Below are 12,854 nucleotides of genomic sequence, written 5' to 3' on the forward strand. Positions count from 1 at the left end.
CAACCAATTAAGTTCCGTACTGATGTGGCCATGATGGGTAAATTAGGATTTGACATCGTGGTTAGTCATTTAAAAGAGAATGACCTTAAATACTGTCAGGATGCAATTAAAACTTATAATGAAATAAAGCATATCATCTGGCAGGGTAATCAATACCGCTTATCTAACCCAAAAGAATCTAGCGTAGCTTCAATGCTGTATATGGACGAAAACAAATCTTCCGGGGTGATCTTTAACTATCTTGTAAACTACAGGTATGGAGTAAACAGTAGCCTGCCGATTCTATTAAAGGGATTAGATGCTGCCAAGAAATACAAAATTGAAGAGATAAATCTTTATCCAGGTACTACTTCAACTATAAAAGGCGGCAAATCTTACACAGGAGATTTCCTGATGAAAGTTGGATTTAACCCGGATGTGAACTCATCAAGAGCGAGTGTAATATTAAAAATTGAAGAAGTAAAATAGAATAAAACAGATAAGACACAAGATGGATACCAATTTTGATATGAATGAACACCCGCACACGCGGCAAAATATATTAACCGGAGAGTGGGTTTTAGTGTCTCCACACAGAACTAAACGTCCATGGCAGGGAAAGGTAGAATCCCTGCCTGCCGACAACCGACCTCAACACGACCCTGCTTGTTATCTGTGTGCCGGTAACGAAAGGGCAGACGGAAGTAGAAATCCGGATTACACTACCAATTTTGCTTTTACAAACGATTATTCGGCGTTATTGCCGGATACTCCTGTAGGAGAAATTGCTATTGACGGTTTACTTAAAGCTGAAAGCCAGTCGGGAATTTGTAGAGTTATTGCTTTTTCTCCACGTCACGATCTTACACTTGCAGAACTTGATCTGAATGCAATTAAAGGGATTATCCAGTTATGGGCAGAAGAGTTTAAAACTTTAAGTGAAAACCCTTCAATTAAGCACATTCAGATATTCGAGAATAAAGGTGAGTTAATGGGATGCAGTAATCCACATCCCCATGGTCAGATCTGGGCACAGAACAGCATCCCCCTTGAGATCCATAAAGAAACAATAAATCAAAAAAAATATTTCCAGGTAAACGGCAGAAGTTTACTGACAGACTATCTTAAAGTAGAGCTTAAAGAGCAAAAGAGAATAGTATTTGAAAACGATAGTTTTGTAGTACTGGTGCCTTTCTGGGCAGTATGGCCTTACGAAACCATGATTATCAGTAAAAGACATGTAAGAAGTATATTGGAGTTCACCGATAAAGAGCAAAAAGATCTTGCCTCGGCCCTCAAAAATATAACAGTAAGATACGATAATCTTTTCCAGGTTTCTTTCCCTTACTCGGCTGGTATGCACCAAATGCCTGTAAACGACGGTGATCACGCAGAGTGGCATTGGCATATGCACTTTTATCCACCACTCTTACGCTCTGCAACAATTAAAAAGTTTATGGTAGGATACGAAATGCTTGGCAATCCTCAGCGTGATATTACACCGGAAGCAGCTGCAGAAACCTTAAGAAACCTGTCTGACATTCATTATAAAAGCAATAATCTTTCATAGTTAAAAAACAAATGGTTTTTATTAACTTTAAGTAGACGTTTAAAGAAATCTATTAAAGTATTAATGCCATGGAAAAAGAGGAAATCAAATCATTATTAGAGATTATTGACCAACAAGTAAGTTCTTCAATACTGGGTGGAATGGAAGAACAGTATGAAGAACTTGAAGAGTTGGGGTTTATAACAATCAATAGACATAGCGTACAGCATTCAGCCTCAATAACGCCTCTGGGAATGGAATACCTGGATCAGGAGTAGGAGAGAACTTGAATGTTGGCTATCAGAACGTTATCTATGTTTTGGTACGTATTTTGACAGATATCATTACCATTGAAATATTGATCAAAATGAATTAAAAAGTAGTCACTCCCTAAACCTCCTAGCCATGAACACTACTGATTTCAACCACCAGCTTAGTCTAAATCAAAGCGCTCTAGAAACTTTTGCCTTTAAGTTTACCCAGGACTATGAGGATGCCAATGATCTGGTTCAGGATACTTTGTTGAAGGCAATGCGCTATTCCAGAAAATTCAGGGATGGCACAAATTTTCGTGGATGGTTATATACCATCATGAAAAACACTTTTATCAATAGCTATAGAAGGGGAGTTAAGACCAGATCATTCATTACTACGCACGAAGAAATCCCTGTGTCGCAATTACAGAATAGTGCTACCGGGAATTCAGGGGAAAATAAATTTATGCTTGAAGACATTCATAATGCAATGAAGAAACTTCAACCTGAATATTTAACCCCGTTCATTAAGTATTTTGAAGGCTTTAAATATCATGAAATCTCTGAAATGCTGCACGTACCAATAGGAACAGTAAAAACAAGGATACATATGGCAAGGGGAATCTTAAAAAAGAACCTTAAAATGTACACAGATGAGTTTGCAGCTAAAGCTTAATATTTTTACGGATTCTTCTCTAAGTAGTTATCAATAGCCTTTTCCAGATCTTCATATCCTTCAGGAGGGAAACACCTTGATCCCGGGTGCTCTATGGTCCATTTTCCATTAGCCCGACTGAGCACAATAGGGTCTGGTTCGCCTGTAACCAATTCTACTTTAAATCTCAGGCAGTTATCGGATGAAGTTACAAGGACATCCAGTTCCATGCTCGCTTTCCTGAATCTAACTGGAAATGTTCTCATACATTGTATCCTCCTATTGTTTAATTACACCTTTACTAATCATATCATCGAATAATCTTTTATTGAAGTCTGTAGCAAGGGCCTGGGGACTGGAAGGATCCGATGATTTAGTCTGCACGGAATAAATAAGTTTATCGGTATTCAAGCTATAGAAATTCGCTTCAAGTATGAACTTGTTGGTTACCGTATAATATCCGGGTTCATAAACCCTGGCATACATCGTATGATAGTAGCCCCAGAAACGATAGGTTCTTGGCCAGATGCTTACCGAACCAGGGTTGTAATTCTTTTCTTTCGTTTTATCTAATAAGGCAATTGTAAAAGTGCCATCATACCCTTTGTTTTTTATTTTCTTAAGCGCCTGAGATTCACTTAGACCCTCAAAAGCCTTTGGGCCATACTCGGCCAGTGCCGAGCCTGCATTAATGCCATGGGCCTTAAGATTCTGTACGGTTACGTTCTCTACATTTTCTTTAAGGCTTCTGTCTTTCGCGCCCATTAATCCAATCACCAGCACTTTATTAGATTTTTCTATTGTCCCCTGAGGATCAGCCCAGGATGAAATGATCTTCGTACTATTGCAAGCATTTAACAAAATGGCAAATAGAAGAACCATCCCTATTGCACTGGGCAACAATAATTTTTTCATGTTTTATAAGTTTTTATACACTTATAACAATCCATAACCCATTTGGTTGTAACATTTTAGCGTAAAATTTTGGTGATTTAATTTGTATCAATCAGTAGGATGAATGAGTAGGCCCTTTTACTGCTTCCTGCTCAATTCATCCCTTAATAAAATTAAAGTTTAACAATTACACCACATCCAACTCTAGGTCCGGAATTGCCTGTAGGTTGGGTAGTATAGTCATCGGTACCTCCATGAACTATTATCCCTCTGTCAATGATGTTTTTGATATCGTTTTCTTCAATGCTCCACCTGTCAGTAGTAACTGAAATTGAACCGTGACCCTTGCTGTCTAGTTGAATATTCCCGATGTCACCAGAGTGATATGCAGCAGATCCCCATTTACCATGTGCCTCGTTTGTAGGGTTCCAGTGTCCATGCGTATTATTTCCCATGTCGCCACAATCTCCATGCTCATGAAAATGAACAGCTACAGTACTGTCGGCCCTTGCCGGAAAATTAAGTTCCAAATCCATTCTCATCTTCCCGTCTTTTAATTGATAGAATTTTGCCAATCCAATGTCTTTGGCATCAGCTGTTGTTGCAAGTTTTGCCTGTGCTACTTCAACTTCTGCGGTAGGAGAGCAAGAAGTAAATAATGCCACTATTGCTATAATGGCGATGGTTAAATAATTTTTCATATCCTTATATATATTGGAAAGCCATCACTTTAAGTTTTATAGAATTTGTGTTTGGTTGGCAGAATAGAATAAATTGGAGCAACTTTTGATATGAGTGTGCGTACTTGCTAAATTAAAATAGAGTATTATATTTAAAAACTTAAGTAAAAAGGAGATTACATACAGATGAGAAAATACCTGATAATTTTATTGTTATGCTTTACATCCACAGCATTTGCACAGGAAAAATATTGGCAACAGCATGTGAATTATAATATAGATGTTGCTCTTAATGATCAAGATAAGTCTTTAAAAGGCTTTGAAACTATAGTATATAAAAACAATTCCCCATCTGAGCTTGACTTTATCTGGTTTCATATTTGGCCAAATGCCTATAAACAGGAATCTACGGCGTTGTTTCAGCAGATAAAGAATGACACTTCCCGTGTTAAAAAGTTAGATAAATACACGCATGGCAGTATCGAAGGCCTGAATTTTAAAGTAAACGGTAAAACGGCGGAAACCGAGGCCCATCCTAATCCTCAATATATCGATGTAATTAAGTTAAAACTAAAGTCGCCCTTAAAGCCTGGTGATTCAGTTACAATTACAATTGATTTTAAAGTAAAATTACCTTCTTATTTTTCCAGATCCGGTTTTGCTGATGGCGAGTTTATGGTTTGCCAATGGTATCCTAAGCCTGCCGTGTTTGATAAAAATGGCTGGCACGAGTTTCCTTACCTTGATATGGGTGAATTCTACAGCGACTATGCCACGTTTAAAGTAAATATAACTGTACCATCTGACTACGTTGTAGGCGCAACAGGAGTATTACAGAATTCAGATGAACTCGCATTGTATAAAAGTATTGGGGCCAAAAACGTTGCCAATAGAACAGCCCCCCCAGTAGTTTACAAACCTATAAACAAAAACGCTACCAAGAAGCTGACCTATAAAATCGACAGTGTTCCAGACTTCGCCTGGTTTGCTGATAAGGATTTCGTAATACAATACGATACTGTTAAACTTGCATCAGGTAAAGTAATTGATGCTTTTAACTACTACCACAATAAAAAGGAAACACTATGGAGTAACAGTATTGATTATACAAAAGATGCCGTAAGGAAATATAGTAATTGGGTTGGCGAATATGAGTATCCGGTTGTACAGGTAGTAGAGGGGCCGGCAAACAACTCAAGCGGGGGTATGGAATATCCTACCATTACTTTAATTACGAGTCCCGATGCTAAAAAGGAGTCGTTAGACGGTGTTATTGCACATGAGATTGGCCACAATTGGTTTATGAGTATGCTTGGTAGTAATGAAAGACAACATACATGGTTGGACGAGGGCCTAAACACTTATTTCCAATTCAGATACGAGGCTGAAAAATACAGAGCCAACTCCATATTTGGTGATGCTATTCCCGCAGATGTTAAGGCTTTACCTGAAAAGGAATTTCTAGATCGTACTTATGGTGCAATGGCCAGTATCCCAATGAAATCGGCTATTGAAACACCTTCAGATAAATTTACTTCATCTGATGATTACAGCATGACATCTTACATCAAAACTGCTTTATGGTTGTATATCCTCGAAAACTCTGTTGGAAGAGATAAAATGGATATAGCCTTTAAGCATTATTTTGATAAATGGAAGAATAAACATCCACAACCAGAAGATTTAAAGGCTTCGTTCGAGGAGTCTTTAGGCACGAATCTGGATAAGTATTTCGAACTGCTTAATAAACCGGGATCATTTAGTGAACAACCATAGATGTTTTACCGGACATTTAAGATTATTTACCGACAGTTTTCTATAATACAGCCCCCTTATCATTGATGAACGTTGTTTTTGCAAGTAGTTTTGAAGAAAAAAAAGCTATGGAAACTTTAGATAACAAAACCAGATCAAATCGCCATTTCGGAATGGGTATTTTTTTACTTGTGATTGGCGCTATCTTCTTATTGAGAAACATTGGCCTTAGTATTCCATTCTGGGTGTTGAGCTGGCATACATTCTTTTTGGCTTTTGGATTATTAATAGGCTACAGGAAGAACTTTAAAGCAGGTGGGTGGGTATTTTTTGTGATACTTGGAGGTGTATTTACTTTAAAGGACCTGATATTCTTTGATATTTCACAATATACTACTGCATTGGTTTTAATAGGTGTAGGGCTTTATATGATTTTCAGACCTAAGAAAGATGTTCAGTTTTGTGACTTCGGAAACAGAAAATAATTAAATCTATCATATATTTAAAAGAGGCAGCCGCGGTTGCCTCTTTTTTGTGCTTCTACAATCTATTAATTCAACGCAATCGTTTGATTAGCAGATGTACTTAAGTAATTTGTTTTGATATGAACAGTACCAGATCTGTCATTAGCATTGAAAAAATACCCCGTACTGGCCTTCTCAAATTGTTGCAAATTATTGTAAGCTTTTAACTTTTTGCCATTAACACTAACTTTCTTAGGTGCTTTTGGATTATGTACATCAAGCAAATAAACTCTTTGCTTGTTCTTACCTTCAAAATCTCCTTTGGCAGCATTTATTGTAATTTGTATACCAGTAGTGGCATCAACTTCAATCAATGTTTTTGCGAATGCACCTTTTCTATGATCTCTGGTTAGTCCGTCATCCTCATACATATCAAATTTAGATTTTTGGAACGGATAAATGTCTAACGTTAAGCTGTCAGTTTTTTTCTCTCCATCGTAATCCATTTGAGGATACATTGGTATAATTCCGCCTTGTTTAACAAATAGCGGCAGTTTTTCTAAAGGCGCGGAATAATTGTTCACCCAGGTGTTGCCGGTGTAAGCCTTACCATCCCAATAGTCATACCATGTCCCTTTGGGCAGATAAATACTGTCTCTTTTGGACTCACTTTTATAAACTGGTGCCACTAATAGTGATTCACCGTTCATGAACTGATATTGAGTTTGTTTACCTTTAGTAACCTCATCCTCGGGAAACTCAAGAACCATAGCTCTTGATGCCGGGATACCGGTTTCATAGGCCTCTTCACAAAGCGTGTACATATACGGAGTCATGCGCATCTTTAATTGAAGGTATTTCCTATTGGTAGCAGAATTAACTTCCCCCTGCAGATAAGGCTGCTTGTTCTTTTTGGCCCAACCACTCATAACCATTAAAACAGGAGTGAAGCATTTCCATTGTAAATCTCTTACATAAGTAGAATCACTGCCTCCAAAAATACCATCCACATCGCCCGTTGCCGCATTTTGAGCAGACAATCCGGAACCAATAATAGTCGGAATGTGAAAACGGATATACTCCCAGTTACCACTTTGATCTCCGGACCATACTGTTGAATAGCGCTGTGTACCAGCCCAGCCCATTACACTCCAAATAAAGCCACGGGCATTACTATTGTTCTCTATACCTTCATAAGCAGCCTTACAGCCGTCTAATGCATATTTATAACCCGGACCAACCCACGCAACATCTAATTTTGCTAATCTGGATCCGTATTCTCCAACCTCCTTCGCAATTTTTTCTACCCCGTTTTCTGTCCAAAGTCCAGTGTAAAAGCCTCTTTTCTTTAACTCTGCAATGGTTGAATCCAGCTTGGTATAACCACATCCGTAACCATCATTAGGCAAGATCCATCCGCGAGGCATTTTGTTTTCTATATATTTATCGGCAACCAATTTTATTACATCAGGTGTGGTGCCTGTTGTTCCTGTTCCCTTGTAGTTTTTGCTGTCGTCACCTTTAACACCACGATTATAGCAGTTTGCATCGCCCATGCTTAAAGCCCAACGCGGCATTAAAAATGGGCGTCCGGTGATTTGAGTATAACCGTTAAGTATTTGTTTTAATGAGGGGCCGAAGAAATAAAAACAATCAAAACGGTTTTCATTATGTGTAAAGCTCAGTGTTTCCTTAAATGAGTATTTACCAGCATCAAATGTATTTCTGAACGCTCCATAACCCGCGGTAGACATATAGAATGGGGCAGGATTAGCTCTTCCACCATCATCCCAGCCTCCACCTTTTTCAATCAGAATATCTTTATCTCTGTGAGAAAAATAGCCGTTTTGCATACCTCCGCCATAAAAATATTCGTCATTATGGCGTTTCATCGTTTGTTTTGTTCTTGCACCAAACGACATTGACTCAGATTCCTCCCAGATAGGTTTAGTATCCGTTACATCGTACATCGCAAAGCGTAATGGCTGTTTGTAAACACGAACAACACAATCTTTACTTCTTATTTGGTAATAACTACCCTTGTCGGTTGAATTAACAGCAGGATTTTTAACATCGTAGCTAACTACAATATCATTACCTGCAGGATTGGTAAATTCTCCATCAGCCGCCATCCAGATTCTGAAAATATCATCAGTATAGAATATTACTTTAAAAGCCGAAAACCCAGCCGTAACATTAAACTCATTTCCATTGGCTTTAAAATCAGTGAGGTTTCCAACTTTAGTCTCTTTGGCATTTATCTTTGCTTTTAATGTGTTGTTAGAAAGCTTCTCATCTGCGTCAAACTTTAAACTAAAGTTTAAATTGTGTGTTGCCTTGTCTGTTAAATCAATAGCAGGAAATTTGACAGTGATCTCCTGACCACTTGAAATCGGCTTTTTACTAGCTATAACATCTGCAGAAACTTCTTTTTTTCCGTCAATAGTGCCCACAACTTTAAAGTTTGATCTAATGCTTTCGATACCGCTATTTTTAACTGTAACAGCTAAAACATCGTTTTTAGTGAAGGTATTTTCTTCCTCGTTATGCGACGTTAAGCGCGTTATAGCAAGGTCTTTATTGTAAGCTTCTGCTAACTCAATATCATCCACCATCCAATACCAGCTATAATAACCCTTCCAATAAAATCGGAGATATACCTTTTGCTGCCTGGCAGCCACCTTGGTGATATTTACCTCCTGATTAATAGGAGTAAACATATCCGTTGCTGAAGGCACATTATTAGTTACATTATAGTCGGTCCATTTCTCGCCATCAGTACTTACACCAACATAAAGACCAGCTCCAGTTGCTGCAAATTCGCTATTATACCGGAAGGTATGCTGAAAACGAAGTATTACTGAGGATTTGCCAGAGCAGTTTATAGCTGCTGTCTGCATCCAGGTATCGGGATGCTGTTTTTTTTTAACCCATGATGGTTGATCTTCATCAACAAAATAGCCTGCCTGAAACTGTAAATGATAGCCACGGCTTTTTGAAGCAATAGGAGGTGCTTGCTGCTGATATTGATAGGAGCCAGGGTATGGCTGATTGGTAATTAGCCATGCCAGGTCTTTTTTACTGCTATCAACATTTAACCAGCCATCTGGTAATTTGCCGCTTTTAAAACTTTCTGACCAAAATATTTTTGGATCTGGTGCAGCTTTTTGTGCAAATGACTGTGAGGTAAAGACAGCCATCATGGAAAATAGAATTAACTTTCTCATTTAAAGAATAAGTGATTTTGTTTTGCTAATCTGTTAAATAATATTTTTATATCCCTGCGCAAACGTTTGTTCTAAATATTTACGTTACTAAAGGAGTTTATATGTCAACATTCTGGTAAAAAAAATCAATTACCTTTAATCATACACAACATATAACTATATTAAGCGGGTATTTAACACATGAAAATGATAACAGGAAAGATTCTTAGAAGGGTGTTAGTTCTATCACTTGTATTGTTTAACATTGGTTGCGATCAAGTTACTAAAAGTATTGTACGAAAGCATGTAGATTATAATGAGAACATAAAGATCATTAGTAACAATTTTACCTTAACTAAGGTTGAGAATTCAGGTGCTTTTTTAAGTTCAGGAGAGGCACTACCTGTACCTGTTAAGTTTGTACTGCTTTCTTTATTACCATTGTTTGTATTGGGTTTTGGCATCTATTATATTTTGAGCAAAACCGAATTGGATAGATTATTAATTGTTGGGGTTAGCTTTGTAATCGGCGGTGGTATTGGGAATTTATACGATAGACTATTATACGGATCAGTTACTGACTTTTTGCATATAGATTTTGGAATCTTTCAAACAGGTGTGTTTAATATTGCAGATGTCTCTATCATGATAGGTATGCTAATGATACTAACCCATTTGTATTTTAAAAGAGCCACCCCGGAATTAGCTTAAAAGCTATTTGACAGGTGGCGATATTTTTTTTGCCCTTTCCAAAAAGCTTTGCTCTTCTAGTTTTTGTTCAACCTCAGCAATAGCTTTCATGATATTGTTGCTAGTATTTGTTACATCAGTTAAGGCTAAAACCATTATATCCCATACAGGCTGCATTTGTTCAAGCAGTTTTTTACCTTTTTCAGTTAGTAAAATGAGTCTTTTCCGTTCATCCTGTTTATCTTTTTTGGATCGTATGATCTTTTCTTTTTCCAACTCTTTTAGTAAGCTAATGGTTGAGGGATGGGTATAACCAATTTCAGCTGCAAGTTCAACAACACTTAACACTGGCTTAAAATGCAGTGTATAAATAACAGGAAACCATTTGGGCTCAAAATCTATATGGTGCGCTTTATAAAGAAGAAACCCATCCTTACGAAACTGCTCACTTAAGCGCTGCAGTCTTGTTGATATGGCCAGGATACCTGATTCATTGATTACATTCATGTGCTGATATTTCAAATTGCTTATTAAAGCATTAATTTCTCAAATCTAAGTGATAAAACGTATTGTCGGCCTTCATTCTTGGGAAATAGGATGGAAGCTCCTCCATTTTTATCCTTACAAAACCATTTCGTTCATAAAACCTGCATGCAGCCTTAAGAATGTCTACTGTTCCAAGATATATATCCGCAATGTTGTGCTGCCTGCAATAATCAATAAGTGATTCAAGCAAGTGCTGAGCAATGCTCAATTCCTTACCCCTATAATCTTTTTTCACAAACATTTTTCTGATAACACCGGTATTATGGCCAACATTCATTAAAGCTATGGTACCTACCAGTTCTTCGTTATTTAAGGCACCCCAGAATCCGCCGCCATCTTTATGATAATTTGTTTCTATATCTAAAAGATCTGGTTGACCTTCCAGTGTAATTGACACTCCAAATTCGGTTAAGATTAGGTATTCAGCATTGGCTTAAAGTCCGGGTCTTTACCTCTCAGGTCAATACCTCCTTCATAAATGGATTTTAAATTAACAAGGTAAAATGACCATCCATTATGGCATCCCAATCTAATATTCCGCATGCTATTTTCGTCAGTGGGTATGTTCTTTTGAGTAAGCTCTACTAAAACATAGTTTTTTTGAACAGATAGCTTCACATCAACAAGACATTCTCCTTCAAAAGTAAACTGGATAAAATCTGAACCATTTGCTTCTGTTATCTTACCTGTTGCCCTATCATCATATAGATACCAGAGCCATTCGTAGTTATAACCTTCCCGAATAGATTCCTCTTTACCTATCTTAGTCCCGTCTGTGTTCGTAAAGATGGCTTCTTTCAAAAACCATTTTTCTATTTCAGAGCTTCTAGTCCAAGCGTTGTAAATATCGCTTAGACTTGCTCTCACTAAAATTCTTATTGTAAATGAGGTCCAATCAAAGTTTTTCATAGTAATTGCTTAAGGTAATTCAAATTTAACCTTAGTAACATCAAATATGGCTTGCCATAAAAGCCAAAAACAGGTGGTATTTAGGACAAAGTGCAGCTTATTTAATGTAAACTGTTTTAATATTTACAAACTCTCTAATGCCAAATAACCCCAGTTCACGACCATAACCAGATTGGTTAATCCCTCCAAAAGGTAATCGTGGATCAGATTTAACTAATGAATTCACAAAACAAGAGCCGGCATTTAAATGAGTCTTTGCTACCTGTTCTCCAAGTGATCCATCTTTTGTAAATACTGCTGCACCTAAGCCAAAAGGTGTGTCATTTGCAATTTTTACGGCATCATCAGTGTCTTTTGCCGAAATAACTAAAGCCACGGGTCCAAAAATTTCTTCTTCATAAGCAGGCATACCTTTTTTTATCCCCGTTAAAATTGTAGGAGTGTAATAAGCATGTCGCCCTTTAAAATCAGGGATTTGTCCTCCAAGAATACACTTAGCGCCTGCTTTTATGTTTTCTTTCACTCGCTCATGCAAATCATCTCTAAGATCTAATCTAGACATTGGCCCTAGGTTGGTATCAGCATCAAAAGGATCGCCTGTTATTCTGGCTGCCATTTTATTTTTAAACAGCCTAACAAATTCCTTTTCAACTTTCTTTACTACAATAAATCTTTTTGCAGCAATACAGCTTTGGCCATTATTTATGAGTCTGCTTTGAGCACAAACATCTGCTGCCAGTTCAAGATCTGCATCGGCTAGGATAAGGTACGGGTCGCTTCCCCCAAGCTCCAGCACGCTTTTCTTTAGTTGCTGTGCAGCCTGTTGAGCTACCTGCATACCTGCTTCTGTACTTCCTGTTAAAGTAACAGCCTTGATATGGCGATGGGCTATTACTTGCTTAACAACCCTGCTATTAATTAGCAGTACCTGAAAAACATTTGCGGGAAATCCGGCATCTTTAATTATCTGTTCAATACTTAACGCACAACCACTAACATTAGATGCATGTTTTAACACGCCACAATTACCAGCCATTAAGGCAGGAGCCAGGAACCTGAATAATTGCCAATACGGAAAGTTCCATGGCATTATTGCCAATACGATTCCCAAAGGCCTGAAACTTACATAACTTTTAACAGCCTCAGTTTTAATTAGTTCATCTTTCAAAAAAGTTTCACCATTATCTGCATAATAGTCGCAAACAGATGCACATTTCTCAATTTCGGCTATACCATCTTTAATCGGTTTTCCCATTTCGATGGCCATTAAAGC

15 protein-coding genes are annotated in these 12,854 nt (G+C 37.6%); 7 read left to right on the forward strand and 8 right to left on the reverse strand.

The annotated features are described in order from the left end of the window. From AC1DDX_RS19705 to AC1DDX_RS19720, 4 genes are all read left to right on the forward strand, one after another. Positions 1-468, forward strand: a 468-nt coding sequence (locus tag AC1DDX_RS19705; RefSeq protein ID WP_477622451.1) for a GH36 C-terminal domain-containing protein, incomplete at its 5' end; no start/stop codon positions are given. Positions 469-490: 22 nt separating this feature from the next. After that, positions 491-1,549 (forward strand): UDP-glucose--hexose-1-phosphate uridylyltransferase, encoded by a 1,059-nt coding sequence (locus tag AC1DDX_RS19710; protein ID WP_337716094.1) that lies wholly within the window; start codon positions 491-493, stop codon positions 1,547-1,549. 68 nt (positions 1,550-1,617) lie between these two features. Beyond that, entirely contained in the window at positions 1,618-1,806 is a 189-nt protein-coding gene (locus tag AC1DDX_RS19715; RefSeq protein ID WP_048905677.1) for a hypothetical protein, read from the forward strand. A gap of 127 nt (positions 1,807-1,933) precedes the next feature. Then, positions 1,934-2,458: an RNA polymerase sigma factor gene (locus AC1DDX_RS19720; RefSeq protein WP_172662762.1), complete on the forward strand. Its 525-nt coding sequence runs from the start codon at positions 1,934-1,936 to the stop codon at positions 2,456-2,458. 5 nt (positions 2,459-2,463) lie between these two features. Here the strand turns inward: AC1DDX_RS19720 and AC1DDX_RS19725 are convergent, their stop codons facing one another. The 3 genes from AC1DDX_RS19725 to AC1DDX_RS19735 form a co-directional block, all read right to left on the reverse strand. Beyond that, positions 2,464-2,703, reverse strand: a complete 240-nt coding sequence (locus AC1DDX_RS19725) for a hypothetical protein (protein ID WP_152542262.1) — start codon at positions 2,701-2,703, stop codon at positions 2,464-2,466. 13 nt (positions 2,704-2,716) lie between these two features. After that, complete coding sequence (locus AC1DDX_RS19730) at positions 2,717-3,352, reverse strand: hypothetical protein (protein ID WP_172662763.1); 636 nt, start codon at positions 3,350-3,352, stop codon at positions 2,717-2,719. A gap of 152 nt (positions 3,353-3,504) precedes the next feature. Beyond that, positions 3,505-4,032, reverse strand: coding sequence for a superoxide dismutase family protein (locus tag AC1DDX_RS19735; RefSeq protein WP_172662764.1), 528 nt, complete (start codon positions 4,030-4,032; stop codon positions 3,505-3,507). 165 nt (positions 4,033-4,197) lie between these two features. Between AC1DDX_RS19735 and AC1DDX_RS19740 the strand changes: the two genes are divergently transcribed. Both AC1DDX_RS19740 and AC1DDX_RS19745 read left to right on the forward strand, forming a co-directional pair. Further along, a complete protein-coding gene (locus tag AC1DDX_RS19740; RefSeq protein WP_337716096.1) occupies positions 4,198-5,787 on the forward strand; it encodes a M1 family metallopeptidase in 1,590 nt (529 codons plus the stop codon). Between the two features lie 107 nt (positions 5,788-5,894). Next, complete coding sequence (locus tag AC1DDX_RS19745) at positions 5,895-6,251, forward strand: LiaF transmembrane domain-containing protein (RefSeq protein WP_172662766.1); 357 nt, start codon at positions 5,895-5,897, stop codon at positions 6,249-6,251. Between the two features lie 65 nt (positions 6,252-6,316). Here the strand turns inward: AC1DDX_RS19745 and AC1DDX_RS19750 are convergent, their stop codons facing one another. Then, positions 6,317-9,457 carry a glycoside hydrolase family 31 protein gene (locus AC1DDX_RS19750; RefSeq protein ID WP_337716098.1) on the reverse strand — a complete coding sequence of 1,047 codons (3,141 nt, stop codon included), beginning with the start codon at positions 9,455-9,457 and terminating at the stop codon, positions 6,317-6,319. A 186-nt stretch (positions 9,458-9,643) separates the two neighbouring features. Here AC1DDX_RS19750 and lspA point away from each other — a divergent pair, with 186 nt between their 5' ends. Then, positions 9,644-10,147: a signal peptidase II gene (gene lspA / locus AC1DDX_RS19755; protein ID WP_477622452.1), complete on the forward strand. Its 504-nt coding sequence runs from the start codon at positions 9,644-9,646 to the stop codon at positions 10,145-10,147. Between the two features lie 3 nt (positions 10,148-10,150). Here lspA and AC1DDX_RS19760 read toward each other — a convergent pair whose 3' ends face one another. The 4 genes from AC1DDX_RS19760 to AC1DDX_RS19775 all read right to left on the reverse strand — a co-directional run. Continuing rightward, positions 10,151-10,633: a MarR family winged helix-turn-helix transcriptional regulator gene (locus AC1DDX_RS19760; protein WP_337716102.1), complete on the reverse strand. Its 483-nt coding sequence runs from the start codon at positions 10,631-10,633 to the stop codon at positions 10,151-10,153. A gap of 31 nt (positions 10,634-10,664) precedes the next feature. Next, positions 10,665-11,069 carry a GNAT family N-acetyltransferase gene (locus AC1DDX_RS19765; protein WP_477622453.1) on the reverse strand — a complete coding sequence of 135 codons (405 nt, stop codon included), beginning with the start codon at positions 11,067-11,069 and terminating at the stop codon, positions 10,665-10,667. Between the two features lie 17 nt (positions 11,070-11,086). Beyond that, positions 11,087-11,581 carry an SRPBCC family protein gene (locus AC1DDX_RS19770; protein WP_172662770.1) on the reverse strand — a complete coding sequence of 165 codons (495 nt, stop codon included), beginning with the start codon at positions 11,579-11,581 and terminating at the stop codon, positions 11,087-11,089. A gap of 97 nt (positions 11,582-11,678) precedes the next feature. Next, positions 11,679-12,854 (reverse strand): NAD-dependent succinate-semialdehyde dehydrogenase (locus tag AC1DDX_RS19775; protein WP_477622454.1); only part of this gene is annotated, 1,176 nt, incomplete at its 5' end.

The organism is Pedobacter sp. 10L46_2, from assembly GCF_056395165.1.